The organism is Pseudarthrobacter siccitolerans, from assembly GCF_030823375.1.
Lineage (GTDB): Bacteria > Actinomycetota > Actinomycetes > Actinomycetales > Micrococcaceae > Arthrobacter > Arthrobacter siccitolerans_A.
Map to the genome: position 1 here is coordinate 3,313,791 of NZ_JAUSXB010000001.1, position 26,510 is coordinate 3,340,300.

Annotated in this window: 26 protein-coding genes; 18 read left to right on the forward strand and 8 right to left on the reverse strand. The window is 67.0% G+C overall.

The genetic code is table 11. The features are described 5' to 3' along the window. The first annotated feature begins 174 nt into the window (after window positions 1-174). Entirely contained in the window at window positions 175-771 is a 597-nt protein-coding gene (locus tag QFZ36_RS15435; RefSeq protein WP_306637796.1) for a hypothetical protein, read from the forward strand. Between the two features lie 40 nt (window positions 772-811). Here the strand turns inward: QFZ36_RS15435 and QFZ36_RS15440 are convergent, their stop codons facing one another. Continuing rightward, entirely contained in the window at window positions 812-1,846 is a 1,035-nt protein-coding gene (locus QFZ36_RS15440) for an NAD-dependent epimerase/dehydratase family protein (RefSeq protein ID WP_306637798.1), read from the reverse strand. Window positions 1,847-1,992: 146 nt separating this feature from the next. Here QFZ36_RS15440 and QFZ36_RS15445 point away from each other — a divergent pair, with 146 nt between their 5' ends. The 11 genes from QFZ36_RS15445 to QFZ36_RS15495 all read left to right on the forward strand — a co-directional run bounded on the left by QFZ36_RS15445 (window position 1,993) and on the right by QFZ36_RS15495 (window position 13,947). Then, a complete protein-coding gene (locus QFZ36_RS15445; RefSeq protein ID WP_306637800.1) occupies window positions 1,993-2,913 on the forward strand; it encodes a sigma-70 family RNA polymerase sigma factor in 921 nt (306 codons plus the stop codon). Between the two features lie 153 nt (window positions 2,914-3,066). Further along, window positions 3,067-3,603 carry a D-glycero-alpha-D-manno-heptose-1,7-bisphosphate 7-phosphatase gene (locus QFZ36_RS15450; protein WP_306637801.1) on the forward strand — a complete coding sequence of 179 codons (537 nt, stop codon included), beginning with the start codon at window positions 3,067-3,069 and terminating at the stop codon, window positions 3,601-3,603. Beyond that, complete coding sequence (locus tag QFZ36_RS15455; protein WP_306637803.1) at window positions 3,603-4,691, forward strand: glycosyltransferase family 9 protein; 1,089 nt, start codon at window positions 3,603-3,605, stop codon at window positions 4,689-4,691. Before QFZ36_RS15450 ends, QFZ36_RS15455 begins: the two co-directional genes overlap by 1 nt. Further along, complete coding sequence (locus tag QFZ36_RS15460; protein WP_306637804.1) at window positions 4,688-5,722, forward strand: glycosyltransferase; 1,035 nt, start codon at window positions 4,688-4,690, stop codon at window positions 5,720-5,722. Before QFZ36_RS15455 ends, QFZ36_RS15460 begins: the two co-directional genes overlap by 4 nt. Beyond that, entirely contained in the window at window positions 5,719-6,972 is a 1,254-nt protein-coding gene (locus QFZ36_RS15465; protein WP_306637805.1) for a glycosyltransferase, read from the forward strand. The genes QFZ36_RS15460 and QFZ36_RS15465 overlap by 4 nt, the downstream gene beginning before the upstream one ends. Further along, a complete protein-coding gene (locus QFZ36_RS15470) occupies window positions 6,969-7,712 on the forward strand; it encodes a D-sedoheptulose-7-phosphate isomerase (RefSeq protein ID WP_306637806.1) in 744 nt (247 codons plus the stop codon). Before QFZ36_RS15465 ends, QFZ36_RS15470 begins: the two co-directional genes overlap by 4 nt. Beyond that, the gene (locus QFZ36_RS15475; RefSeq protein ID WP_306637807.1) at window positions 7,709-9,085 is read left to right on the forward strand and encodes a PfkB family carbohydrate kinase; all 1,377 of its coding nucleotides are present in this window, start codon (window positions 7,709-7,711) and stop codon (window positions 9,083-9,085) included. Before QFZ36_RS15470 ends, QFZ36_RS15475 begins: the two co-directional genes overlap by 4 nt. A 94-nt stretch (window positions 9,086-9,179) precedes the next feature. After that, on the forward strand, window positions 9,180-9,881 hold the full coding sequence (locus tag QFZ36_RS15480; RefSeq protein WP_306637808.1) for an SDR family oxidoreductase: 702 nt from the start codon (window positions 9,180-9,182) through the stop codon (window positions 9,879-9,881). Between the two features lie 39 nt (window positions 9,882-9,920). After that, window positions 9,921-11,432, forward strand: coding sequence for an aldehyde dehydrogenase family protein (locus tag QFZ36_RS15485; protein WP_306637810.1), 1,512 nt, complete (start codon window positions 9,921-9,923; stop codon window positions 11,430-11,432). Beyond that, complete coding sequence (rfaE2, locus tag QFZ36_RS15490; RefSeq protein WP_306637811.1) at window positions 11,429-13,006, forward strand: D-glycero-beta-D-manno-heptose 1-phosphate adenylyltransferase; 1,578 nt, start codon at window positions 11,429-11,431, stop codon at window positions 13,004-13,006. Before QFZ36_RS15485 ends, rfaE2 begins: the two co-directional genes overlap by 4 nt. Window positions 13,007-13,038: 32 nt before the next feature. Further along, window positions 13,039-13,947, forward strand: a complete 909-nt coding sequence (locus tag QFZ36_RS15495; protein WP_306637812.1) for a spermidine synthase — start codon at window positions 13,039-13,041, stop codon at window positions 13,945-13,947. A 2-nt stretch (window positions 13,948-13,949) separates the two neighbouring features. Here the strand turns inward: QFZ36_RS15495 and QFZ36_RS15500 are convergent, their stop codons facing one another. Further along, the gene (locus tag QFZ36_RS15500) at window positions 13,950-14,861 is read right to left on the reverse strand and encodes a LysR family transcriptional regulator (RefSeq protein ID WP_306637813.1); all 912 of its coding nucleotides are present in this window, start codon (window positions 14,859-14,861) and stop codon (window positions 13,950-13,952) included. Window positions 14,862-14,991: 130 nt separating this feature from the next. Between QFZ36_RS15500 and QFZ36_RS15505 the strand changes: the two genes are divergently transcribed. Continuing rightward, on the forward strand, window positions 14,992-16,374 hold the full coding sequence (locus tag QFZ36_RS15505) for an MFS transporter (protein WP_306637814.1): 1,383 nt from the start codon (window positions 14,992-14,994) through the stop codon (window positions 16,372-16,374). Between the two features lie 49 nt (window positions 16,375-16,423). Next, on the forward strand, window positions 16,424-17,173 hold the full coding sequence (locus QFZ36_RS15510) for a 3-hydroxybutyrate dehydrogenase (RefSeq protein ID WP_306637815.1): 750 nt from the start codon (window positions 16,424-16,426) through the stop codon (window positions 17,171-17,173). Window position 17,174: 1 nt separating this feature from the next. On the opposite strand, the gene QFZ36_RS15515 is transcribed toward QFZ36_RS15510, so the two are convergent. Beyond that, window positions 17,175-17,438: a hypothetical protein gene (locus QFZ36_RS15515; protein WP_306637816.1), complete on the reverse strand. Its 264-nt coding sequence runs from the start codon at window positions 17,436-17,438 to the stop codon at window positions 17,175-17,177. Between the two features lie 217 nt (window positions 17,439-17,655). Then, window positions 17,656-18,045 (reverse strand): winged helix-turn-helix transcriptional regulator, encoded by a 390-nt coding sequence (locus QFZ36_RS15520; RefSeq protein ID WP_306637817.1) that lies wholly within the window; start codon window positions 18,043-18,045, stop codon window positions 17,656-17,658. A gap of 96 nt (window positions 18,046-18,141) precedes the next feature. On the opposite strand from QFZ36_RS15520, the gene QFZ36_RS15525 reads away from it, so the two are divergent. Continuing rightward, a complete protein-coding gene (locus QFZ36_RS15525) occupies window positions 18,142-19,005 on the forward strand; it encodes an SDR family oxidoreductase (RefSeq protein ID WP_306637818.1) in 864 nt (287 codons plus the stop codon). A gap of 82 nt (window positions 19,006-19,087) precedes the next feature. On the opposite strand, the gene QFZ36_RS15530 is transcribed toward QFZ36_RS15525, so the two are convergent. Both QFZ36_RS15530 and QFZ36_RS15535 read right to left on the reverse strand, forming a co-directional pair. After that, complete coding sequence (locus tag QFZ36_RS15530; protein WP_306637819.1) at window positions 19,088-19,723, reverse strand: LysE family translocator; 636 nt, start codon at window positions 19,721-19,723, stop codon at window positions 19,088-19,090. Between the two features lie 27 nt (window positions 19,724-19,750). Next, window positions 19,751-21,256 (reverse strand): amino acid permease, encoded by a 1,506-nt coding sequence (locus QFZ36_RS15535; RefSeq protein WP_306637820.1) that lies wholly within the window; start codon window positions 21,254-21,256, stop codon window positions 19,751-19,753. A 246-nt stretch (window positions 21,257-21,502) separates the two neighbouring features. On the opposite strand from QFZ36_RS15535, the gene QFZ36_RS15540 reads away from it, so the two are divergent. After that, on the forward strand, window positions 21,503-22,477 hold the full coding sequence (locus tag QFZ36_RS15540) for an NAD(P)-dependent alcohol dehydrogenase (RefSeq protein WP_306637821.1): 975 nt from the start codon (window positions 21,503-21,505) through the stop codon (window positions 22,475-22,477). A gap of 252 nt (window positions 22,478-22,729) precedes the next feature. Here the strand turns inward: QFZ36_RS15540 and QFZ36_RS15545 are convergent, their stop codons facing one another. Both QFZ36_RS15545 and QFZ36_RS15550 read right to left on the reverse strand, forming a co-directional pair. Next, window positions 22,730-23,044, reverse strand: coding sequence for a winged helix-turn-helix domain-containing protein (locus QFZ36_RS15545; protein WP_306637822.1), 315 nt, complete (start codon window positions 23,042-23,044; stop codon window positions 22,730-22,732). Then, window positions 23,041-23,496, reverse strand: coding sequence for a hypothetical protein (locus QFZ36_RS15550; protein ID WP_306637823.1), 456 nt, complete (start codon window positions 23,494-23,496; stop codon window positions 23,041-23,043). The genes QFZ36_RS15545 and QFZ36_RS15550 overlap by 4 nt, the downstream gene beginning before the upstream one ends. A gap of 290 nt (window positions 23,497-23,786) precedes the next feature. Here QFZ36_RS15550 and QFZ36_RS15555 point away from each other — a divergent pair, with 290 nt between their 5' ends. Beyond that, window positions 23,787-24,620 carry an IclR family transcriptional regulator gene (locus QFZ36_RS15555; RefSeq protein ID WP_373427048.1) on the forward strand — a complete coding sequence of 278 codons (834 nt, stop codon included), beginning with the start codon at window positions 23,787-23,789 and terminating at the stop codon, window positions 24,618-24,620. Window positions 24,621-24,756: 136 nt separating this feature from the next. Beyond that, entirely contained in the window at window positions 24,757-26,508 is a 1,752-nt protein-coding gene (gene hutU / locus QFZ36_RS15560; RefSeq protein WP_306637824.1) for a urocanate hydratase, read from the forward strand. Window positions 26,509-26,510: the final 2 nt, after the last annotated feature.

Consider the following 26,510-nt stretch of genomic DNA (forward strand, 5'->3'; position numbering starts at 1 on the left):
AGAACCAGCGATACTGGCCCTAAAATAATAAGCATGATTACTAATAAAAGGTAAGTACGCTTGCTAAGCGAGTTACGAACGGTTCCAAAAAGTCAGCCGGAACGGCTTCGGCCGGCCGGTCAAATCGAAATGGAAGTGGTGGGTAATTTGGAAATAGCTCCGTGGGTTTGGGTGTTGGTTGCCGTAGTCGTGGTGGTGCTGGTTGTGCTGCTGCTGCTCACAACAGGACGGCGCCGGAAGGCAATCCAGCAAAAGCGGGACGATGCACACCGCGAGGAGGCCGCGAAGATTCGCCGGGAGGCCGAAAACCGCGACCTTGACGCCCGTGAACGCGAGGCCAAGGCGGCGCGCGCCCGGGCAGACGCCGAGCAGGCGCAGGTTGAGTCGGCGCGGCTGCGCCAGCAGGCGGACCAGCAGGCATCAGAGGCCAAGTCACTCCGAGATGACATCAACGAACGGACGCGGAAAGCGGACGAGCTCGACCCTGACGTCCCAACGGACCGCCGGGACCGGAACAACCGCGACGGCGACCATCACGACGGCACCCACCATGACGGCGCCCACCATGACGGTGCTGCCGGGAGGGTGGCTGACGCGGCCCGTGGCACCGCTGCTGCCCACGACGGCGCTCACGACGGCGTCCGTGATGATGGTGTCCGTGGTGATGGCGTCCGGAATGACGGCTACAAGGATTCGGCCAGCCCGGCCGGGGGCAGCCATATCGACCGCGGCACCCATGGTGAAGGGGAAAAGCCCCGCTCAGGTATCTAGTCCAAAGCCCAACAGCGGGGTGGATTGCCGGTGGTGTGGATTACCGCGGCTTCAGGGCGGGGGAAGGGGCTACTCCTTCCCCCGTCCCCATGCCCTCCAGCAAATCAAAAACCGCCTCCACTGATGATTTCTTCGCTTCCCAGCCCAAAATCCGGCGCGCACGCCCGGTGTCCATGACCGGGACGCCGGCCGCCATCTCAACCCACCCGGAGTCCATGGGCAGCAGGCGGAGCTGCCAGGCGACGCCCACGAGTTTGTGGAGTAGTCCCATGGGGATGGGAAGGATTCTCCGCGCCCGAACGATCCGGGCAAGTTCCTGCGGCGTGAGCACCGGCTCCGCTGCGATATTAAAGGCGCCGGACGCCCGCTGGTCGATGACCCGCCAATAGGCTTCAGCGACGTCCTCGGCATGGACGGCCTGGAAAATGAGGTTGTCCGGGGCGGGCAGCAGGGGAATCCATGGCCTTTTGGGCAAGAGGCGGGGAATGAGCGGTCCGAGGAAGTACCGCCCGATCTCGCTCCCGGCGGCGCGCTGGAAAATGAGTCCCGGCCGGAGCCTTGCCACCGCGATACCTGGCTCGGCTGCGGCGAACTCGTCCAGCAGCTTTTCCTGTGCCGCCTTGTGCCGGCTGTAATGCGAGCCGGCCATGCCCTGCGCAGGCCAGGATTCATCCGCACGCCGGTCCTTGGTGGCCTTGCTGTAGGCGCCGATGGATGACGCGCAGACAACCTGTTTGACGCCGGCCAGGCGCGCGGCTTCCAGGACATTCGCTGTTCCAGTGACATTCGTCCGGTACAGCTGGTCCAGGTCCCTGTTCGGCTGGATCTGCCACGCCAGGTGCACCACGCAGTCAACCCCCGCCAGCGCCGATGCCAGCAGGGGCCGGTCACTGTCCAGGCCAATATCGAGCGTATGCCAGTCCACGCCGGCGTAGGGGGCGCGGGAAGTATCCGGCAACCGCCTGCTGATCCCCGTCAGCTGCACGCTCCCCGGCTTCCTGGTGAGCTGGCCCTGCAGGTTTCGCAGCAGGGCTGTCCCCGCATTTCCGCTGGCTCCGGTGATGGCGATGCGCATGACAAAAACTCCTTGGCAGGGGGTGCGGTTTCGTCTTACATGCCGAGCCTAATGCCGCGAAGGATTGTTTTATAAGCAGCCTTATGATTTCCTACTGCTAAGTCTTGCCGCAGGCTTTCGGAACCAGACCGAGGGAACCAACGACAATGCCCGAATCTTTCGCCGCGCTTGCCGTGGATACTACGCCCGTCCAGGAGCCATGCCTGGAACCTCCGAGGGAACACCGGCCTGCCAGCAAACAGGGGCGGCTTCGGGAGACCTTCGAAAATGACCTGGTCCTGGGCTACCTGGACCTCGCCGAGGCCCTCGCTGCCCGGTTTGAAGCGCGGGGCCGGGAACGTGCTGACCTGAACCAGGTGGCCTACCTTGGCTTGGTTAAGGCCGCCCGCGGCTTCGACCAGTCCAAAGGGGAGAGCTTTCCGGCTTATGCCGCGCCAACCATCGCCGGAGAGTTGAAGAGATACCTGCGTGACCGCACATGGGTGGTCCGGCCGCCCCGGCACATCCAGGACCTCCGTACCAGGATGTTCCGCGTGGAACCGGAGCTGGTGCAGGCGCTGGGCAGGAATCCCAGTGTGGACGAGCTGGCCTCCGAGCTGGGGGCCGACGCCGCCGAAGTCCAGGAGGCCATCTCGGCGTCGAGCAGCATGCACCCGGACTCCCTGGACGCAGCCAACCCGCACAGCGATGCCCCGTCCATCGGCGACCTGCTCGCCTGCCCGGAGACGCCCCTGGAGCGGCTCGAGGACCTGGCATGCCTGCGTGAGGCCATGCAGGACCTGGATGCCGCGGACCGGGAACTCCTGTACCGCCGCTATTTCTGCGAGGAAACCCAGGTCCAGTTGGGGAAGCGGCTGGGGATGTCGCAAATGCAGGTTTCGCGCCGGCTGGCCCGGGTGCTGGTGGAACTCCAGCGCCGTCTCTTGAACAACGGGCAGGTGGACAGCGCCCAGCCGGAACCGGACCGTGCGGCCGGCTCTTTCCCGTCCGCGCGGGGCACGGCCGGTCCGGCAGTTTCCGGCAAAAATCCGTCCCGCCGAACCACTTCCAGGGCCCGGAGCAGATAGCCCGCCAGGCCTGCCAGCGGCAGCGCCGGCACCGGCCAGGAGCCCAGTGCACTCCTATCTTGCCTGTTCAAAGCCTCCTCCTGTTATCGATCGAAAGGTGAGAAAAGCAGCAGCCTCTGTTTAGGAGCAGCAGCAGTGGGGAACGGAGGGGGTATGGGAAGCTCCGTAACCTCCAAGTTCCGCGCTGTCCTGTTCGACCGGGACGGGACCCTGGTAATCGATGTGCCCTACAACGGGGACCCCGGACGGGTCACGCCGATGCCGGGCGCCAAGGCAGTCCTGGACGCGCTTCGGGCGGACGGGATAGCCACCGGAGTCATCAGCAACCAGTCCGGAATCGCGCGGGGCCTGATTACCGCCCAGGATGTGGCCGGCGTCAATGCCCGGGTGGAGGAATTGCTGGGGCCCTTCGACGTGTGGGAGGTGTGCCCGCATTCAGAGCAGGACGGTTGCTCCTGCCGCAAGCCCGCTCCGGGAATGGTGCACAGCGCCTGCCGCAAGCTCGGCATCCAGGAATCAGAAGCGGCGCTGATCGGCGATATCGGCGCTGACGTCCGCGCCGCCGAAGCCGCCGGAGCAACCGGCGTCCTTGTTCCAACTCCCGTGACCCTGGCCGAAGAGGTAGCCGGGGCCCGGCTGGTGGCCGGGAACCTGGCCGAGGCCGTCTCTCTGCTGGCGGAGCACCCCTGATGGGCCGCGTCCTGGTGGCACGCCTGGACAGCATGGGCGACGTCCTCCTGGCCGGGCCGGCAGTACGGGCCGTTGCCAACGGGCGGTTCGCCGACGGCAGCCGGCCAAACCAGGTGGTGATGCTCTGCGGACGGCAGGGCGAGGCGGCAGCAGGAATGCTGCCCGGCGCAGCAGAGGTCTACAGCTGGGACAGCCCATGGATCATGAACCCCGCGCCCCGGATGACCGGCCCGCACGCCGACAGGCTCATCGAGTACGTCCGGAACTCCAGGATCACCGAAGCCGTCATCCTCACCTCCTTCCACCAGTCGCCCCTGCCGCTGGCTCTGCTGCTCCGCCTGGCCGGCGTGGAACGGATCACCGGGGCATCCACCGATTACGCCGGCTCCCTGCTGGATGTCCGCCTCAAGCCCGGTGAAGACTTTCCGGAAGACCAGCCCGAAGCCGAACGCGCATTGGGCATCGCCGAGGCGGGCGGATTCCGGCTCCCTGCCGGAGACGACGGAAAACTCCGCCTCACCTCCGTGCCCGACGTCAGGAACCTCGTGGGGGACGATCCCTACGTGGTGGTGCACCCCGGAGCAGCAGTCCCCGCCAGGGCGTGGCCGCCGCTGCACCATGCTGCCGCCGTCGAACTCCTGCAGGGCGCAGGGCGCCGCGTGGTGGTGACCGGCGGCCCCGGCGAGACATCGCTCACTGCCACGGTCGCTGGACCATCCGCCCTCGACCTTGGCGGCCGCACGGACCTGCATACCCTCGCCGGAGTGATGGCCGGGGCTGACGCGGTGGTCACGGGCAACACCGGGCCCGCGCACCTCGCCGCGGCCGTGGGCACTCCAGTGGCCTGCCTTTTTTCGCCGGTGGTGCCGGCCATCCGCTGGGCGCCGTACGGCGTCTCACTTGAACTGCTCGGCGACCAGAACGCCGCCTGCCGGATGTCCCGGGCGCGGGTTTGTCCCGTTCCGGGCCACCCCTGCCTTGACTCCGTATCACCCGAGGAAGTGGTGGCGGCCGTGGAACGGCTGATCGGCGGAGTGAGCTCCTTCAGCACCCACGTCAGCACCCGTAGAAAGGCCCGTAACAGATGAGAATCCTGCTCTGGCATGTCCACGGTTCCTGGACGGACGCGTTTGTCCGCGGCCGTCATGAGTACCTCCTTCCGGTCCTGCCGGGGGGTGGTGCCTGGGGACTGGGCCGTGCCGGCAGGGACTGGCCGGCGTCAGTGCGGGAGGTGGACCTTGGCTCGCTGGACGCGGAGGCTGTTGACGCCGTCGTCCTGCAGCGTCCCGAGGAAATCGATGAAGTTGCCCGGCTGCTGGGCCGGAGGCCGGGCGTTGACCTGCCCGCGGTGTACGTGGAGCACAACACCCCCAAGGGCGACTTTCCGTTCACCGGGCACCCGCTCGCAGACCAGCGGACCATCCCTCTGGTGCACGTCACCCACTTCAACAGGCTGGCCTGGGACAACGGATCCGCCCGCAGCCTGGTGATCGAACACGGGATCCCGGACCCCGGGCACCTGTACACGGGGGAGCTGCCCGAGCTGGGGGTGGTGGTTAACGAACCCATCCGCCGCGGCCGTGTCACCGGCACGGACCTCTTACCCGCTTTCGCTTCCGTTGCCCCGCTCCAGGTCTTCGGCATGAAGACCGATGGCCTGGCGGCCGCTGCGGGAATTGAAGAGTCCCGGCTCACAGTCCGGGGTGACCTTAAAACCAGGGAACTTCACCGGGAACTGGCCCGCTGCCGCGTCTACGTACACCCGATGCGCTGGACTTCCCTGGGGTTGTCCCTGCTGGAAGCCATGCACCTGGGAATGCCGGTGGTTGCCCTGGCCACCACTGAAGCGCCGCGGGCGGTGCCGCCGGAGGCCGGCGCAGTGTCCGCCGATATCGATGAGCTGTTCCGCTGCGCGCAGCGGCTGGTCGCCAATCCGGATGAAGCCCGACGGCGGGGCGTTGCCGCCCGGGAGGCGGCACTGGAACGCTACAGCCTGGGCAGGTTCCAGGACCGCTGGGATGAGCTCCTCGCGGACCTGGACGGCCGGCTCCGGCACTCCGACAGCGGACGCTTGGAAGAGAAGATCCTTGTTCCGGCGCGAGAGAGGAAAACGCCATGAAGATCTCCATGATTTCCGAGCACGCCAGCCCGCTGGCGGCGTTGGGCGGAGTGGATGCCGGCGGCCAGAACGTGCACGTTGCCGCGCTGTCCGAAGCACTTGCCAAGCGGGGCCACCACGTCACTGTCTACACCCGCCGGGATGCAACGGAGCTCCCGGAGCGGGTCCGTGTGGGGCGCCGGCTGGAGGTGGTCCACGTGGACGCGGGACCCGCCCGGCACGTCCCCAAGGACGAGTTGCTGCCCTACATGGGCGAGCTTGCCGACGGTGTGGCCAGGGACTGGAGCAGGCGGCCGCCTGATGTGGTGCACGGGCATTTCTGGATGTCCGGCCTGGCAGCCCTGGACGCTGCCCGGCGGCCGGAGCAGGGCTACCGCGTTCCCGTTATCCAGACCTTTCACGCCCTTGGCACCGTCAAGCGGCGGCACCAGGGCGCGGAGGACACCAGCCCGGCTGAACGCCGCTGGCTGGAGCCCGGAGTCGGGCGTTCCGTGGACCGCATCGTGGCCACCTGCTCAGACGAAGTTTTCGAACTCAAAGCCATGGGCATCAACACGGGCAAGATTTCCATTGCCCCCTGCGGGGTGGACCTCAGCTTCTTTTCCGCCGACGGTCCGGCGGCGGCCAGGCAGCGCAAGCACCGGATCCTCTCCGTGGGCCGCCTGGTGCCGCGCAAGGGGGTGGACCTGGTGATCCGGGCCCTGCCCTACCTCCAGGACGCGGGTTTCGAGGACGTCGAACTCCTGATTGTGGGCGGCGGCGCGGACTCGGGTGTGCTCCACGCCGACCCGGAGGTCCGCCGCCTGCTGCAGCTTGCCGGGGAACTGGGGGTTTCAGACCAGGTGAACCTGCAGGGCCAGGTGTCACGCGGCGAGATGCCCGGGATTTTCCGCAGCGCCGACGCTGTGGTGTGCGCACCCTGGTACGAGCCGTTCGGCATTGTCCCGCTGGAGGCCATGGCCTGCGGCGTCCCTGTGGTTGCCGCCGCAGTAGGCGGCCTCCGGGACACGGTGGTTGACCACGGCACCGGGCTGCACGTGCCGCCACGGGACCCGGAGGCCATTGCCTCCGCCCTGGCCCTGCTGCTGGAGAACCCGGCCCTGCGGACGGAGCTTGGCACTGCAGGCAAGCGGCGCGCACGGACCAGGTACTCCTGGGACCGGGTGGCCGCCGAAACCGAAAAGGCCTATCAGCTGGCGGTGGCTGGCGCTGCCGCCGGCGTTGTCCCGATGGAAGGAGCAGCACTGTGACTGCGGAATGGTCCCTTCGTGAAGCCGACCTGCCGGTCCTGGCACGGCCGGCCCCCCTGCCCGCGGTGCTGCCCGGCGCCACCTTTGCGGATCCGGACAGTGCGGAGGCCGTGCGCAGGCACCTGGACAACGTGGTGCCCGCCCTCGATTCCCTGCGGAGCCAGTCCGGCCGCCTGGCGGCCTGGGGCGTTGAACTGGCACAGCGCCTGCTCCGCGGCCAGCGGCTCCTCGCCGCCGGAAACGGCGGTTCAGCTGCGGAGGCCCAGCACCTTACAGCGGAACTGGTGGGCAGGTTCGACGGCGAGCGCGTTCCGTTCTCGGCCATCTCGCTGCATGCGGAATCCTCGGCAATGACCGCCATCGCCAATGATTACGGCTACGACGACGTCTTCGCCCGGCAGGTGCGCGCCCACGGCAGGTCCGGCGACGTCCTGATGCTCCTGTCCACCAGTGGCAAGAGTCCCAACCTGCTGCGGGCTGCCGAAGCCGCATCCCGCCTGAACGTCACCACCTGGGCGCTCACGGGGGCCGGTCCCAATCCCTTGTCCGACGCCTGCGACGAGGCGGTGATGGTTGACGCGCTCAACGCCAACGCCCAGGAGGGGCACCTCATCGCCCTGCACGCCGTCTGCCGCGCCTTTGACCTGGAAGTGGGCCGGCGCGGCTCCGCTGATCCGCTGGCCCTGACAAACCTTGGTGTGCAAAACCAGGGCCTGCAGAATCGTGGTGGTGTGGCATGAGGATCGTGGTGGTGGGCGATGTGATGCTGGACGTGGACCTGTCCGGTGAAGCTACGCGGCTGAGTCCGGACGCGCCCGTCCCTGTGGTGGACGTGTCCGGCGTCAAGCGCCGTGCCGGGGGAGCCGGCCTGGTAGCCCGGATGCTTGCCGAGGACAACTGGCCCGTCACGCTGGTGACGGTCCTGGGTGATGACGACGCCGGCCGGCAGCTGGCAGCACATCTGGCCGGAGTGCGGCTCGTCTCTGGTCCCAGTGGTTATCCCTCGCCGGTCAAGACCCGGGTCAGGGCAGGCTCCCATCCCGTGGTCCGTTTTGACCAGGGGTGCGAAAAGACGCCCGTTCCGGAGGTCAGTCCGGCCATGCTCCGTGCAGTGGAGAAGGCCGGCGTGATCATTGTGGCCGACTACGGCCGCGGCCTGGCGGCCAATCCGCAGTTGCGGGAGCTCCTGGCCCGGCTGGCGGACCAGGTGCCCATTGTGTGGGACCCCCACCCCGCCGGGCCGGATCCGGTGCCGGGCGTCGCCGTCGTCACGCCGAACCTGGCTGAGGCGCGAAGGGCCGTGCAGTCGCGCGGCCGGAAGGAAACCGGGCCAACCTCGGATCCTGCCGCCGCGGCCGGCGGGATCCTGCTGGCGGAATGGGGCAGCAGAGCTGTCCTGGTGACGAAGGGCGAACAGGGTGCTGTCCTGTGCCGGCCCGGCCGCAGTCCGGAACCAGTTCCCGCTCCGCGGGTGGAAGCCGGTGATCCCTGCGGGGCCGGAGACAGGCTCTCCGCCAGCCTTGCCGTGCACCTGCTCGCCGGCCGGGAGCTCGACGAAGCCGCGGTGCTTGCTGTCCACGACGCCGCGGATTTCCTGGCCAACGGCGGGGTATCTGCCCTCCCCGATGCCGGGGAGCCTGCGCCGGTCCAGCGCCGCATCAGCGACCCCCTGCTGCTGGCCCGCGCCGTGCGCGAACGCGGCGGCAAGGTGGTGGCCACGGGCGGCTGCTTCGACCTGCTGCATGCCGGGCACGTCCGGTCCCTGGCAGCAGCCCGCGAACTGGGGGATTGCCTGATCGTATGCCTGAACTCGGACGATTCCGTGCGCCGGCTGAAAGGCCCGGAACGGCCCATCATCGGCCAGCATGACCGCGCCGAGCTGCTCCTCGCCATGGAATGCGTGGACGCTGTGATGGTTTTCGACGAAGACACCCCCGAGGCTGCCCTGGAACGCCTTCGCCCGGACCTCTGGGTCAAGGGCGGCGACTACAAGGGCGCCAGCCTGCCGGAGGCTGCCCTGGTGGAGAGCTGGGGCGGACGCTGCGTTACCGTCCCCTACCACCCGGCACGTTCCACCACCGGCCTGGCCGATGCGCTCGCCAAGGTCAGCTGACAGCCGAGATGAGTTCACGGCAAAGGTGAGCCCAGCGCAAAGGTGAGCCACCGGCCCAACCAGAAGTTTTGTTTTCCCGATTGAAAGGAACACCATGACTGCAGATTCGAAATCACCCGGACGCGTGCTCGTGACCGGAGGTGCCTCCGGACTGGGGGCCGCCGTCGTCGACGCCGTCCTGAAGGCAGGCGGCACCCCTGTGGTGCTGGACCGGGACATCAGCAATGTGTCCGCCGTGAAGGCTTTCGAAGTGGACGTCTCGGACCGGCTGGCCGTGGAGGCCGCTGTCAAGGAGGCCGCGGAATCGCTCGGCGGGCTTGAGGCTGTGGTGACGGCGGCAGGCATCGACCGTTGCGGCAAGCTGGCCGACGTCGAGGCCACGGAATGGGAAAAGGTCATCGGGGTAAACCTGATGGGCACCGTCTCCGTGGTGCGGGCGGCCCTGCCTTACCTCAAGTCCTCCCACGGCAGGGTGGTGACTATCGCCTCCACCCTGGGCAAGCGTGCCGTGGCCGACGCCACCGCCTACTGCGCATCCAAGTTCGGAGTGGTGGGCTTCAGCCATGCACTGGCTGCGGAAACCGGCGGAGACATCGGGGTGACCACCATGATCCCCGGCGGCATGAAGACGCGCTTTTTCGACGACCGCACCGAGCAATACAAGCCGCAGGATGATTCACGGCTCAACGACCCCGCCAACGTGGCCCAGGCAATCCTTTTTGCGTTGTCCCAGCCCGCCGGGTGTGAGGTCCGCGAAATGCTCATCTGCCATGAGGAAGAGGGCTCCTGGCCCTAAACAGAACGGACCCATGACGGAACCGACGGGAGGAACATCATGCCCAGCATTGCCACGGATACCACTGCACAAGATTCCACTGCACACCATTCCAGCGCACAGCGGGAACCAACGGACAACAACGGCATCACCATCCGCAACCCACGGACGGGTGAGGTCCTGTGGACTGTCCCGGAAGCGGAACCGGCTGCGGTGGCCCATGCCGTAGAGGTGGCGCGCAGCGCTGCCGCCGAATGGGCCTCCACTGCGCCGGCAGAGCGGGCAGCCGCCCTCCGGAAAGCGGCCAAGGCACTTGAGGCAGCCGCGCGGGAACTGGCCGAGTTGAACTTCAGCGAAACGGGCCGGCCGGTGGAGGAGTCCCTCGCCGGCATCGGCGCGGGAATTTCCACCCTGGAACAGTATGCCGAGCTGGGTCCTGTCCACCGCGGGCACAGCCTGCGGGGCAACCGGCTCGCCGCCGACTACACCGTGGCCGAGCCCCGCGGCGTAGCCGTCCTCCTGACCCCCTGGAACGATCCGGTGGCGGTGGCGTGTGGCCTGATCGGCGCCGCGCTGGTCAGCGGCAACACCGTTGTGCACAAGTCGAGCGAACGCTGCCCCCGGCTGGGTGAAGCACTGGGCGAAGTCCTTGCGCCTGCCTTTCCGCCAGGGGTGTTCCAGACGGTGTCCGGCGGCGCGGGAGTGGGTGCCCTTCTTGCCCAGTCCGAGGTGGACGTGATCGCGCATGTCGGCTCGAGTGCAGCCGGTGCGCGGATCGCGAGGGCCGGCGCGCTCACGGGAGCCCACGTCATCCGGGAGAACGGCGGCAACGATCCGCTGCTGGTGGACCGCGACGTTGACCCCGGGTGGGCAGCCGGGCAGGCCGCGATTGGTGCCTTCAGCAACAGCGGCCAGATCTGCGTGGCAGTGGAGCGGATCTACGTCCATGAGGACATCGCCGCCGAGTTCTGCGCGGCCCTGGAAGCCGAAGCGGCGCTTCGCAACACCAACGGGACTGTGGCGCCGCTGGTGGATCTCCGGATGCGGGACGAGGTCCATGCCCAGGTGGCGGACGCGCTCCGGCAGGGGGCGCGGGCGGTGGAGGGTGGCGCCCTTCCGGACGGCCCGGGCTCCTTCTACCCGGCTACGGTCCTGCTCAACTGCACCGACCGGATGCAGGTCATGACCGAGGAAACCTTCGGGCCCATCGCGCCGGTGCAGGTGGTGAAATCGTTCGATGACGGGCTGCGGCTGGCGTGCAGCGGCAGGTACGGCCTGGCCGCCACAGTCCTGAGCGGCAACATCGCTCACATCCAGCAGGCTGTGGCGGCCCTCCCGGTGGGCACCGTCAAGATCAACGAAGTGTTCGGCGGCGCCCCGGGCGGCGCGGCCCAGCCGCGGGGCGAAAGCGGCGCCGGCTTCGGCTATGGTCCGGAGCTCCTGGACGAGTTCAGCCGCGTGAAAGTGGTGCACATCGCGGCGCCGCTGGCACTTTCCGATAGTGCGGCCGCGGCTGGCCGGGAGTCCGCTGGTGCCGGCGAATCCGCGGCTGACGAGCGGGACAGGTCATGAGCCTGGACCCGGCAGACCTGCCCGTTCACCCCGACAACCTGCGGCTGGACCCCGCCCTGGTGGACCTGAGCAGCCAGCGGGCATTATCCGACTGGCTGCCGGGGCGCCTCGCGGCCGAAGAACCCGCCATCCTGGTGATCGGCGACCTCATGCTCGACGGCTGGTGGAGCGGCAGCATCGAACGGCTGTGCCGGGAAGCGCCGGCTCCGGTGGTGGATATCCACGTCCGTGAATCCGTTCCCGGCGGGGCAGCCAACACCGCCATGAACCTGGCTGCCCTCGGGGCCCGGGTGTCCGTGGCCGGCATCATCGGAACGGATGACGCCGGCGAGGACCTGCGCAGCCAGCTCGTAGCCGCAGGCATCGACGTGGCCCACCTGCACAGCCACCCGGACATGGTGACCACCACCAAGATCAGGATCAGCAGCGGGGGCCAGGTAATGCTCCGCCTCGACGACTCCGCCAAGACGGTGCCGGGCGAGGCGCTGGCCGCACTCGCCGCTTCGGTGCGCGCCGCCGTCGAACACCAGGGCGCGGTGCTGGTGTGCGATTACGGCAACGGCGTGCTGGCCGATCCCGTCCGCAAGGGGCTGATCGAAGCCCTCGGGAAGGCCCCGGCTCCCGGTGGGAACCGTCCGCTGCTGGTGGTCGACTCCCACGATCCCCGGCCCTGGGCGCCGCTCCACCCGGACCTGGTGACGCCCAACGCGCAGGAAACGGCGCGGATGCTGGACCTCCGGCTTCCGGACGGCCAGGACAGGGCGGAAGCGGTCAGCCAGCACGCGCAGGAGTTGCTGGACGCCACGGGTGCGGGTGCCGTGGTGGTCACCCTGGACCGGGACGGCACCGTGCTGTTAAGGCCCGACGGCGTCACCCACCGTACGTGGGCCCGCCCGGCAGCCGAAAAACAGGCTTCCGGTGCCGGCGACACCTTCGTGGCGGCGCTGACGCTGGCGCGTTCGGCCGGGCTGCCGCTGACGGCGAGCCTTGACCTTGCCCAGTCGGCCGCGGACGTGGTGGTGCACCAGCCGGGTACGTCCGTCTGCAGCACAGGCCAGCTGAGCCGCTACCTGAAGGCCTTCGCCGACACCGCACTTGGTGCCGACGAACTGGAACGGCAGCTGGAGCTGCACCGGTCGCAGGGCCAGCGCATTGTCCTCACCAACGGGTGCTTCGACGTGCTGCACAGCGGCCATACCCGCTACCTCAACCAGGCAAAGCAGCTGGGTGACGTCCTGGTGGTGGCGCTCAACAGCGACGAATCCGTCCGGAAACTCAAGGGCGCGGGCCGGCCCATCAACGCGATGGCGGACCGGGCCGCCGTGGTGGCGGCCCTGAGCTGCGTGGACTACGTGACGGTGTTTGACACCCCCACGGCGGCGCCGCTGATCCGGCAGCTGCGGCCCGAGGTCTATGCCAAAGGCGGGGACTACACCCCGGAAATGCTGGCGGAGACGCCCGCCGTGGAGGAATACGGCGGCCGGGTGGCCATCCTGGACTATGTGGCCGAGCGGTCCACCACCGCAGTGGTGAAGCGGATCCGCGAGGGCGAGGGAGCCGTGCCCGGCAACTAAGGTTGAACCATGATTGAAGCGTGGCACGGGTAATGGCAAAAGGCGGAAGGTCAGGCGGCCGGAACAGCAGCCGCGCGGTTGCCGGCGTGGTGGATTTGCCCGCGGGTTCCCGCCCGAGCGGACCCGTTGAAGGCGTGTACTACATCGACACCGGGGACTGCGAGCTGATCGCGGACCAGGACAACTCCACCGGCTGGCTCCTGAAGATCAACGGCGTGATGAGCTCGCACATCGACCTCGCGGATCCGCTGTTCCTGGACTTCGAGTACATGCGGTGGATGGCCGCCCTCATCGAGTCGCGCTGGCCGCCGTCGGCTGTTTCGGGGACCAGGCCCAAACTCCGCGGCCTGCACCTGGGCGGCGGTGCCTGCTCGCTTGCCCGCTACTTCCACGCTGTCTATCCGGAAGCCCGGCAGGTGGTGGTGGAGCTGGACGGCAAGCTCGCGGAGTATGTGCGCGGCTGGTTCGACCTGCCCAAGGCGCCGCTGCTGCGCCTGCGGGTGGGGGAGGCCCGCGAGGTCACCGAAACGCTGACCCCGGAAACCCGCGATTTCATCATCCGGGACGTTTTCGCCGGTGCCCTCACCCCGCGTGCACTGACCACCGCAGAGTTCAACCAGCACGTCAAACGCGTCCTGGCACCCGGCGGAGTCTACGTGGTGAACTCGGGCGACGCCCCGGATCTCAAGAACGCCCGCGAGGACGCCGCCACCATCGCGGCCGCCTTCAAGCACACCGTGATCATCGCGGACCCCGCCATGCTCAAGGGCCGCCGCTACGGGAACATGGTGATGGCCGGCAGCGACGTCCCCTTTGGAGATGACCCGAAGCTGCCCCGCCGCCTCCTGGGCGGGGCCGTTCCGGCCCACCTCTGGGACGACGCCCAGGTCCGGGCCTTCGCCGCCGGCTCACCGGTCCGCCACGACCCGCCGGCGGCCTAGTTTCAACTACCTGCCGGCTTCCCCCGGCCCAGCAGCCAGTCCCGGTGCTCCGCCATCTGCTCCCGCAGCGCCTGCACCACGGCAGCCACGGCCGGGCGCCGCATCGAATCGGGCCGCAGCACCATCCAGTAGGGCAGCAGTTCGGCGATCTCGGCGGGCAAAAGGCGCACCAGGTCCTCGTGCAGATCACCCATGAAGCAGGGCAGGAAACCAATCCCGGCTCCTGCCCGGGTTGCCTCCACATGGACAAAGACGTTGGTGGATGTCAGGCCGTCGCGCATGGCGGGCACCAGCCGCCGGGGCGCGTCGAGATCGTCCACCTGCAGCATCGAGTCCACGAAATAGACCAGCGGGTGTTCATTGAGCCCGGCCACGGTAGCCGGCGTACCGTGCTCTGCCAGGTAGGCCCGCGACGCGTACATCCCCAGCATGTAGTCACCCAGCCGCACGGCCTCGGCCCGGTGCACCTGCGGTTCGCCCACCACCACTTCGATGTCCAGCCCGGAGCGCTGCTGCAGCGCCCGCCGGGTCATGGTCACCACCTCCACGCTCAGGCCGGGGTGTTCGCGCCGCAGCCGGGCCACCGCCGGCGCGGCGATGTACGCGCTGAACCCGTCCGTCGCCGTCATGCGCACGACGCCGGTGATCGGATCGGGTGCCTGCCCGGCGGCTCCCAGCGTGCCCACCACAGCCTCCACCTGTTCGGCCACCTGCACGGCCCGGGCGCCAAGGTCGGTCAGCTCCCAACCTCCGGTGGCTCGAGCCAGGACCCTGCCGCCAAGCGCCTTCTCCAGTGCGGCTATCCGCCGTGAGACGGTGGTGTGGTTGAGACCCAAGGCCTGCGCCGCCGTCGTAAATTTTGCGGACCGCGACACCGCGAGAAGTACCAGCAAGTCATCGGGGTTGGCTTTCATATCTGCAATTCTGCACACACTTCGTGCTTGATTGGTTATTGAAGCTCGATGTCTGTGCAGTAATACTCAGTGAAGCCATTAGTGCTGGAGATCACAGCACGTGTCATCGTGGACACTAAGGAGAGACCCCATGAGCGTTGAACAACGCCCGGCGGATAATACTGCCGGACCTGCATCCAAAGGATCCGGACTAAAAAAGATCGTGGCCGCCTCAATGGTGGGCACGGTGGTGGAGTGGTACGAGTTCTTCCTCTATGCCACCGCCGCCACGCTGGTGTTCGGCAAGTACTTCTTCCCGGCCACCGGGAACGAACTGGACGGCATCATCCAGGCCTTCCTCACCTACGCCGTCGGCTTCGTGGCACGTCCCTTGGGCGGCATCGTCTTTGGCCAGATCGGCGACAAGCTGGGCCGCAAGCCCACGCTGCAGCTCACCATCGTCATCGTGGGTGTGGCCACCTTCCTCATGGGCTGCCTGCCCGGCTTCGCCGACATCGGCTACCTGGCACCGGCCCTGCTGGTGGCACTGCGCTTCATCCAGGGCTTTGCGCTGGGCGGCGAATGGGGCGGAGCCGTCCTGCTGGTTGCCGAGCACAGCCCCAACAAGTCGCGCGGCTTCTGGTCCAGCTGGCCCCAGGCCGCCGTGCCGGTAGGCAACCTGCTCGCCACGCTGGTGCTGTTCATCATGTCCACCACACTGAGCAGCGAGGCATTCCTCGGCTGGGGCTGGCGTGTGGCATTCTGGCTCTCCGCCGTGATCGTCTTCGTCGGCTATTACATCCGCACCCACGTCACCGAAGCCCCGATCTTCCTCGAGGCCAAGGCCCTGGTGGAGAAGGAGCAGGCGGTCAGCTACGGCGTCTTCGAAGTTGTCCGCAAATACCCGAAGGGCATCTTCCAGGCCATGGGCCTGCGGTTCGCGGAAAACATCATGTACTACCTGGTGGTCAGCTTCGCGATTGTCTACCTCAAGACTGTCCACAAGTACGACACCTCCTCGCTCCTGCTGGCCCTGCTGATCGCCCACGTCATCCACTTCCTGGTCATCCCGCAGGTGGGACGCCTCGCCGACAAGTTCGGCCGCAAGCCCGTGTACCTGTTCGGTGCCATCTCCGGTGCGGCCTGGCCGTTCTTTGCCTTCCCGATGTTCGATACCCGCAGCCCGGTGGTCATCGTGGCAGCTGTGACCATCGGACTGTGCCTCCACGCGTTTATGTACGCCGGCCAGCCCGCCATCATGGCAGAACTGTTCCCCACCCGCATGCGCTACTCCGGCGTCTCGCTCGGCTCCCAGGTGACCTCCATTTTCGCCGGTTCACTGGCGCCGCTGCTGGCCACCCAGTGGCTGAAGGACACCGGTTCGTGGGTGCCCACCGCCATCTACCTGGTGGTGGCCTGCGCCATCACCTCGGTGGCCGTGCTGAGCCTGCGGGAGACCAAGGGCATCGCCTTGGAGGACGTGGACAAGGCCGACGCCGCCCGTGAAGGCCTGCTCCCCGCCAGGACCCGCTGAGCTGCTTGAGCAGCCGTACTGTCTGTTGGACGAGCGCAAGGAAACTGCAATGGAAAACACTTTGAACGGCCGTAAGGCACTGGTCACCGGGGGAGCGAGCGGAATCGGCGCCGCGTGCGTCAGGGAGCTGGCGGCGCGGGGAGCGAAGGTGGTGGTGGCCGACGTCGACTCCGCCGGTGCCGCCGCGCTCGCCGACGAGGTGGGTGGCACGTCCTGGGCAGTTGACCTGCTGGACGTGGACTCGCTCGCCACCCTGAGCCTGGACTGTGACATCCTGGTGAACAACGCCGGGATCCAGCGCATCAGCCCCATCGAGGAGTTTGATCCGGTGCAGTTCCGCCGGATCCTCGCCCTGATGCTGGAGGCCCCGTTCCTGCTGATCAGGGCCGCGCTGCCGCACATGTACACCAACGGGTTTGGCCGCATCATCAACCTGTCCTCCGTGCACGGGATCCGGGCTTCGCCGTTCAAAAGCGCGTATGTTTCCGCCAAGCACGGCCTGGAAGGGCTGAGCAAGGTGACGGCACTCGAAGGCGGCGACCATGGCGTCACGTCCAACTGCATCAACCCTGGCTACGTCCGGACGGCACTTGTGGAGAAGCAGATCGCGGACCAGGCCCAGGTGCACGGCATCCCCGAATCCGAGGTGCTGGCCAAGGTGATGCTCACCGAGTCTGCCATCAAGCGCCTGGTGGAGCCTGAGGAGGTTGCCTCCCTGGTGGCCTGGCTGGCCTCCGACCATGCCGGCATGGTCACCGGTGCCAGCTACACGATGGACGGCGGCTGGTCGGCCAGGTAACTCAGTCCAGCTGCCGCAGTTGCCGGTGGTCATAGAACACAACTCCGTGGGCGGTTTTTACGCCCACGGAGTTTCTCTGTTGCACCACCACTATTCCCTCGCAACGGCCACTGAACGGATCGTCGCCCACTACTGCGTCCCCGATTTTGTAAGGGGACCTGGGGGTGAGCGTGGCCCTTGCCCGGTCCCACGCTCTCGCTGCTGCAGTGGCAAGGCTGATGGGCTGGCCCATGCTGGCCGGGTCGGGGACAAAAGTCTTCACCATGCGTACCAACTCCTTGCGGGCGGCAGCGAAGCCACCCACTGGCGGTGCAGGTTAACCGGAACGCTCCCAGCAGAGGGCGGCCCTCCCATTCCGGCTGGCACCTTACGCCAAAGCTATGCGCTATTCACACCAGTCACACCAGTAACATGTACTCGCTTTTTCAAGGGGGTCATACCCGCTTGGGCCGGCTGCGCGGAACTCAAGGGATCCATGCCGGTCAGCGCTGTCCGTTAACGATCTCTTCCGCATTCTCGAAGGCCCAGGCGACCAGCGGAACCAGCAGGCCACTCAGTTCGTAGCCGCGCTCCGTGAGGCTGTAATCCACCCGCGGCGGGATGACCGGCTGGGCCTTGCGGCTGACCAGGCCGTCACGTTCAAGCGTCTTGAGGGTCTGGGCCAGCATCTTCTCGCTGACGCCCTCGGCCCGACGCCGCAGTTCACTCCACCGCTGCTCGCCCTCGGACAACGCGAGCAGGATCAGCACGCCCCATTTGCTCGTGATGTGGTCCAGCACGGTCCGGCTGGGGCACCCGGCCGGGAAAACGCCGTCGGCCAGGGCCACGGGAAGGGGTGCGGCATGCGCAGGAGCGGCAGTACTTACTTCCATGCCAGTACCTTACCTTAAAGTGCGTACTCTCTTTCGGGAAGTAATCGGAAAGGAGCGTGGTTGTGCTCTTTGACCAACCCCCAACGGAAGGAAATCATGAGCATCGTCGTTACAGGCGCAACCGGCCAGCTGGGCCGTCACGTAGTCGAGGCACTGCTGGAGCGCAATGTTCCCGGGCAGGAGATCGTGGCCACCGGGCGCTCCATCGAAAAGCTGGCAGACTTCGCGGCGCGCGGCGTCCAGGTTAAGGCCATGGACTACGCGGATCCCGCTTCGGTGGCCGCCGCCCTCCAAGGCGCTGCCAAGGTCCTCCTCATTTCCGGCAGCGAGGTGGGCCAGCGGGTGGAGCAGCACCGTACCGTGATTGAAGCCGCAAAGGCAGAGGGCGTTGAACTGCTCGCCTACACGAGCATCGCCAATGCGGACACCACCGAAATGTTGCTGGCGGCAGAGCACCAGGCCACGGAAACCATCCTGCGGGAATCCGGCGTTCCTTTCGTCCTCCTGCGCAACGGCTGGTACCTGGAGAACTACACGGACCAGCTGCCCGGCACGCTTGCCCAGGGTGCTATCGCAGGAAGCGCGGGGGACGGCCGGGTCAGCGCCGCTTCCCGCGCCGACTACGCCCACGCGGCTGCCGCTGTCCTGGCTGCCGGCGGCCAGGCCGGCAGGATCTACGAGCTGGGTGGCGACGAGCCGTTCACGATGGCAGAGCTTGCCGCCGAGATCAGCGCTGTCGCGGGAAAGCACATTTCATACCAGGACCTCCCCGCCCGGGAATACGCCGGACTGCTGACCGGCTTTGGAGTTCCCGAGGCGTTCGCGGAGATCCTCGCCGATTCGGACCTCGGCATTGCCCGCGGCGACCTCCTGGTCAGCACGGGGGACCTGCGCAAGCTGATCGGACGCCCGGCTACTTCCCTGGCTGAGGCTGTTCGTGCGGCCGCTGCTTCTGCCTGACCGGGTTCCCTGGCTGAGCCGGTTTCACTAGCTGACCCGTTGCCCTGACTGATCTGGTTGCCCGGCCCTGCCGGCCGGGCAGCTAGGATTTGGTACATGTCAGGGTCAGGGTGCCGCCAAGGCCGATCATCAACGCCCCGCCGGTTGCCTTCATGGCAGAAATCCGGCGGGGCGACCTGGCAAACCAGTGGCGGGCGGAACCGGCAGCGATGGCCCAAAGGCTGTCCGAAACCAGTGCAATCAGCAGGAAGGCCATGCCCAGCAGTGCCAGTTGGAACGGGATGGCCCCCGACGGGTAATCCACAAACTGCGGCAGGACGGCCACGAAGAACACCACCGATTTGGGGTTGGTGGCACCGACCACCAGGCCTTCAGCCACCAGGCGCAGCGGCCGCGGGTCCACCGGCGGGCGCTGGGTGGAGAAATAGTCCCGCCGGTGCCGGACGGCTTTGATCCCCAAGTAGACCAGATAGGCGGCGCCCGCCAGTTTCACGGCGCTGAACAGGATCACCGACTGGGCCACCACTATGCCCACACCCAAGGCCACCGCTGCCACCTGCACCAGCTGCCCGGCCGCGTTGCCCAGCACGGTGAGGACGCCGCCCTTCCAGCCCAGCGCCAGGGAGCGCCCGATCACGAACAGGACGCTTGGTCCGGGTACGGCGATGAGGACCACCGCTGCCAGGGCGAACGCCAGCAGGTTGGAAAGTGGAACCATTCCTGATCTTAACCCCGGCAGGCTCGTTCAGTCGCCGCTGCGGGCTACGGTGACCGGAACTGGACCGACCACCGGCAGCGGTGACGTTTCGTCCACCAGTTCGGCGCGCCGTCGTCCGTCACCTTTGATCCACAAACGGTACGCAAGGATGAGAAGCCCCAGCCACGCGCCGCCCACGTAGAGGGCGATTCGAGTGTCTTCGAAGGCGCCGAGGACGGCGATCACCAGCGCCATGAAGGCGATGGTCAGGACGGAGGCGGCCGGCCACCAGGGCGAAGGGAATTCCGACGCCGGTAGGCCGCGCCGCTTGATTTCGCGCTTCATGGCCACGTGGGAGGCGAGGATCATCACCCATACCCAGACGGTGGCGAAGGTCGCGATGGAGGCGATGAGGATAAAGACGTCCTCCGGAATGACGGCGTTCAGGACCACACCCACCAGCAGGATCGCAGCCATCATCACCACGGTCATCCACGGCACCCCATGCCGGGACACCTTCCCGAAGGCGGCCGGGGCATGGCCTTGGCGGGAGAGTCCGAAGAGGATGCGTCCGGCGCCGAAGATGTCGCTGTTGATGGCCGAGAGCGCAGCTGTGATGACTACCGCGTTCAGGATGTGCGGGGCGGCGGGGATGCCCAGCCCGCTGAAGATCTGCACGAAGGGGCTGCCGTTGCTGCCGATTTCGTCCCAGGGGAAGAGGCTCATGAGCACCCCCAGGGTGAGGACGTAGAACAGCAGGACGCGCACGGGAACAGTGTTGACTGCCTTGGGGATCACCTTTTTCGGGTCGGCGGCCTCGCCGGCGGTAATGCCGAGGGTCTCGATCCCGCCGAAGGCGAACATCACCACCGCGAAGGAAGCCAGCAGCCCTTCGAAGCCGGACGGGAAGAACCCGCCGTGCTCCACGAGGTTGCCCAGGCCAGGAGCGACAGTTGAACCCTCAGCCTGGAAACCGAAAACGATAATGGCAGCGCCGCCGGCGATCATGGCGACGATGGCGGCGACCTTGATGAGCGAGAACCAGAACTCCAGCTCGCCGAAGACCTTGACGCTCAGCAGGTTCAGTGCGGCCAGGAAGAAGATGATCGCCAGGATCCAGACCCAGCGCTCCACCTGCGGGAACCAGAAACCCATGTAGATACTGAACGCCGTCACGTCGGCGATCGCAACGATGGCCATTTCGAAGACGTAGGTCCAGCCGGTCACGAAGCCGGCCAGCGGGCCGAGATAGCGGCTGGCGTACTGGCCGAAGGAGCCGGAGACAGGATGCCGTACGGCCATTTCACCGAGTGCGCGCATCACCATGAAGACTGCGGCGCCGCCGATGATGTAGGCCAGCAGGACGGCCGGGCCGGCCTTTTGGATTGCCGAGGCTGAACCATAGAAGAGTCCCGTGCCGATTGCAGAGCCCAGGGCCATGAACCGGATGTGGCGCACGTTCAGTCCCCGGTTCAGGACGCTTCCGACGGCGGCTGTTGCGGTCTGTTGTGCGGCCGGACTTTCGTTCCTGGTTGGGGTTGGTGCTGGTTGCATAGAAATACCTTCTCGTCTTTGGGAGGGGAGCCGCTAACCAGCAGACCACTTCCGCGGGTGACGTGATGAGCCTCACGGGGGCTTGGTGTCTTTCATCTCAGACTTGGCGGTGAATCGCTGCTTGTCCCGTTCGTGTGCGTACCCCCTTGACTCGATGCGTGCTTTTCCTTACGTTGAGGGGCCGCTGTTGAACTGCGCGGAACTGCTTGAGGTTTGTGCCCGGTAACAGCAGTCCGAAGGAGATCGATGATGAAAGCAATCGTGCAGGACGTTTACGGTTCGGCAGAGGTGCTCACGTTGCGGGACATCGCCCGGCCCGGGCCCGGCGACGGCCAGGTGCTGATCCGGGTGCGGGCGGCCGGCGTTGACCAGGGCGTGTGGCACTTGATGACCGGACTGCCGTACCTGGTCCGGCTCTTTGGTTACGGGCTAAAGAAGCCGAAGGTTCCCGTTAGGGGCCGGGAAGTGGCTGGCGTAGTGGAAGCGGTTGGGACTGGGGTGACCCGCTTTGCCGCGGGGGACGAGGTGTACGGAACCTGCGACGGGTCCTTTGCCGAATACGTTTGTGCCAAGGAGGACAAGCTGGCCCGAAAGCCCGTGGGCCTCTCGTTCGAAGAAGCGGCGGCGGCGCCCATCTCCGGCGTCACCGCTTTGCAGGCTGTACGCGACGCCGGCCAAGTGACCGTTGGCCAGAAGGTGCTGATTTTGGGAGCCGGCGGGGGAGTAGGGTCCTACGCGGTCCAGCTGGCCAAGGTCTTTGGAGCTGAGGTCACTGGTGTGTGCAGCACCGGCAAGGTTGAGCTGGTGCGTTCCCTGGGAGCCGATGCCGTCATCGACTACACCGCTTCTGATATTGCGGGCGCCGGGAAGCTGTACGACCTCATCCTCGACACGGCCGGCAACCGGCCGCTGTCCGTCCTCCGCCGCCTGCTGGTACCCAAGGGCACGCTGGTGATCGTCGGTGGCGAAGGGGGTGGCAGGCTGACCGGCGGATTTGAGCGGTCCCTTAGTGCGCCGCTGATGTCCCTGTTCTCCGGCCAAAAGTTCAAGGGCCTTGCCGCGAAGGAAACGCACCTGGATCTCGAAGCCCTTGCGTCGCTGATCGAGTCCGGCAGCGTGAAACCCGCAGTGGATAAGGTCTTCCCGCTTGCTGAAGCGCCGGCCGCCATCCAGTACCTCCGCGCCGGGCAGGCGCGCGGCAAGGTAGTGGTCAGGGTCTGAGCGGGCTCAAGCCTGCCTCGCCGCAGCTTCGATGGCGGCACGGTGGGCGGCCCATTCCTCCGTGCTGTGCCTGGTGAGGTTCGGATTCCCTGGGCGCTGCCCCGAGCTGCCGTCCATAAGTTCGCGCAGAAGGTCTGGTAGCCGGGACTCTACCCAACTGCTGGGTGCTCCGGATGGCCGCTTGTGGCCTCTAGCCGGCGGGGGGAGCTGCGCGCATGCTCACTAAAGGGACGCAAAGCCGTCTCCCGGCGGTCAGAGGCCATCGATGAGTGTGTGCAGGGCTGTCAGGTGCCGGCGCAGGGCCGCGCGCCCCTCGTCAGTCAGGCTCAGCCAGGTGCGGGGCCGCTTGCCGACATAGCCCTTCCGGGTGCTGACGTAGCTGGCACCTTCGAGTATTCCGATCTGTTTACTCAACACGGGGTCGCTGACTTCGATGGCATCACGCACTGCGCCGAACTCGGCGTCGTCCACCCGGGCGAGGGCGGCCACGATGCTGAGCCGGACCGGCAGGCTTAGGTATTCGTCCAGCTTGAGCCGGGGGTGGGCCGGCGCACCGTCGGGGCTCACCGGTCGCTCCGCATCAGGCCGGCCGCCAGGAGCGGCAGCGCCGTCACCGCGGCATAGGGGATCCAGAGCCAGGCCGCGCGCGAGTCGGTCAGGTCCAGCAACACCATTCCCAGGCCGAAGATCAGGGCGCTGAGGGCGAAGCCGACCGAATACCGTCTGCTCCAGCCCAAGCCGGAGGCACTCCGCCGACGCCCGTACGTGACACAGGTGCCAACCATGCCGGCGACGAAGACTGCCGTGACCGCGATGTTCAGCCAGAGGATGTCCTGCGGATAGACATAGACGACCACCAACAGGTACAACGCCACGAGGGTGGCCATCGTGGCGGCGTAGCGGGCCCCCGCCAGGCCCGCTGACCGTGCGATCCGCGCACCGCCGCCGTCGCCGGCTTCGGCTGCGCGAAGCTGCTCATCCAGACTCGGGTGGGATCCGTGGAAAGGTGCGTTCGTCATGTGGGTCTCCTCTGCTTTTGCAGGCGTTAGTTCGTCCGGCGGACTGTAGCCAGAGTATGGCAACTACTTTCCATAAGGCAAGTAGTTCTCGATACTAATTTTCCTACCGGTCGAAAGCGGCGGTTCAGCCGCCCAGGTTCGCCATTGATCGCAGGATGTCCGGGCACCATGTCTGGTATGGCAGACACGAAGCGCGTATAGATAGGTCCAAGCGGCTCAGCGAGGAGGCAAGCTTAAGTACGGGATCCCGGACTGCGCCGGGATGGACCGCAGAAGCGAAGGAGTGTCCGGTGTTAGCTACCGAAGCAGTGCCACAGGCCGGCAATGAACCAAAAGCGGCCGCAAAAGTGGCATCGAAGGTTCCCGCTGCCGAGAACACGCTCCGTATCCTCAAACTGCTGGCCTCCCGGCGGGGTCCGATGGCGGCGTCGCAAATTGCCTCTTCCTTGGGCCTGCCCCGCTCCAGTGTCTACCACCTGCTGGGCGTGATGGAGGCGAACGGTTTTGTGCTCCACCTGCATGAGGAGCAGCGGTACGGGCTCGGAATCAGTGCGTTCGAGTTGAGTTCCGCCTACTCGCGGCAGGAACCGTTGTCCCGGCTCGGCCGGCCGCTGCTCGCGAGCCTTGTCGATGCCCTCGGGGAGAGCGCCCACCTGGCAGTCCTGCATGGACGCGACGTGCTCTACATCGTGGAGGAGCGGGCCAAGAACCGCCCGTCCCTGGTGACCGACGTCGGCGTCCGGCTGCCCAGCCACCTCACCGCCAGCGGCCGGGCGATCCTGGCCGCGCTGCCCAAATCCCAGGTGCGCGCCCTGTATCCGAATGCCGCCGCCTTCACGGCCCGGCATGAGGTGGAAGGAGCCATCATGAAGTACTCCGCGCTGTCCTCCCACCTCGACCAGGTCCGGCAGCGCGGCTACGCGACGGAACACGGCGAGGTCACCCCTGGCTTCGGTTCCATCGCCGCCGCTGTGACGGACCACCTTGGCTGGCCGACGGCGGCCGTCGCCGTCACCTTCCTCGAGGACAAGGTGCCCGTGCAGGAATGGCCGTTGCTGGCCGGCCGGGTCCAAAAGGCCGCCGACGAATTGTCCATCCGGCTGCACGGCCGCCCCGCGAAGTAGCCGGCGCGCAAAGTGGCGGGAGCGTCTGGAATTCCGGACAGCACCGGCCTGAAACCCCTGTAAAGCCCCTTCCCCAAGGGCTTTAGTTGTTACAGAACTTCTTCGAAACCTCAGACACCAACGAAAAGGAGCCATCATGGCACCCGCCGATTTCACCACCGGTGCCCGCCCGGTCAAAGCAGCCCGCGGCACCGGGCTCACCGCCAAGTCCTGGCAGACTGAAGCCCCGCTGCGGATGCTGATGAACAACCTGGATCCCGAAGTTGCCGAGCGTCCGGACGACCTGGTGGTTTACGGCGGCACCGGCCGTGCCGTCAGGTCATGGGCTGCGTTCGACGCCATCACCCGCACCCTGGAAACCATGGAAAAGGACGAGACCCTCCTGGTCCAGTCCGGCAAGCCCGTGGGTGTGTTCCGCACCAACGAGTGGGCCCCGCGCGTGCTGCTGGCCAACTCCAACCTGGTGGGCGACTGGGCCAACTGGCCCGAGTTCCGGCGGCTCGAAGCCGAAGGCCTGATGATGTACGGCCAGATGACCGCCGGGTCCTGGATTTACATCGGCACCCAGGGCATCCTGCAGGGCACCTTCGAAACCTTCGCCGCCATCGCCCGGAAGCTGACCGGCGACGAGGACGGCACCCTGGCCGGCACCCTGACCCTGACCGGCGGCTGCGGCGGCATGGGCGGCGCCCAGCCGCTCGCCGTCACCCTGAACGAGGGCGCCTGCCTGATCGTAGACGTCGACGAGACCCGACTGCGCCGCCGCGCCGGCAAGCGCTACCTGGACGAAGTGGAAACCGACCTCGACGCCGCCATCGCCAAGGTCCTGAAGGCCAAGGAAGAGCGCCGTGGCTGGTCCGTGGGCTACGTGGGCAACGCGGCCGAGGTGTTCCCCGAGATCCTGCGCCGACACAAAGCCGGCGAACTGACCGTGGACATTGTCACCGACCAGACCAGCGCGCACGATCCGCTGTCCTACCTGCCCGAGGCAATTTCGGTGGAGGAATGGCACCGCGAAGCCGAGGCCGATTCCGAAGGCTTCACCAAGAAGGCGCAGGCTTCGATGGCCCGGCACGTCCAGGCCATGGTCGAGTTCCAGGATGCCGGCGCCGAGGTGTTCGACTACGGCAACTCCATTCGCGACGAAGCCCGCAAGGGCGGCTACACCCGGGCCTTCGAATTCCCCGGCTTCGTTCCCGCCTACATCCGGCCCCTGTTCTGCGAGGGCCTCGGCCCGTTCCGCTGGGTTGCCCTGTCCGGTGACCCCGAGGACATCCGCGTCACCGACGAGGCCATCAAAGAGCTGTTCCCGGAGAACAAGCACCTGCACCGCTGGATTGACGCCGCGCAGGAACGGGTCGAGTTCGAAGGCCTGCCGGCACGGATCTGCTGGCTCGGCTACGGTGAACGCGCCAAGGCCGGGCTGCTGTTCAACCAGCTCGTCAAGGAAGGAAAGGTCAAGGCCCCCATCGTCATCGGCCGCGACCACCTGGACTCGGGATCCGTTGCTTCCCCATACCGTGAGACCGAAGCCATGGCCGACGGTTCCGACGCAATCGCCGACTGGCCCATGCTCAATGCCCTGCTCAACACCGCCTCCGGCGCGACCTGGGTATCTCTGCACCACGGCGGCGGCGTCGGGATCGGCCGGTCCATCCACGCCGGCCAGGTCTCCGTCGCCGACGGTACAGACCTCGCCGCGCAGAAGCTCGAACGCCTGCTCACCAATGACCCCGGCATGGGCGTCATCCGGCACGCCGACGCCGGCTACGAGCGCGCCCTCGACGTCGCCAAAGAACGCGGCGTCCGCATCCCCATCCCCACACGCCCCCTAACCTCGCAAGCTCGGCCAGGGAACCCTGCGCGCGTGGCCCCAGAAAGCGAGTAACA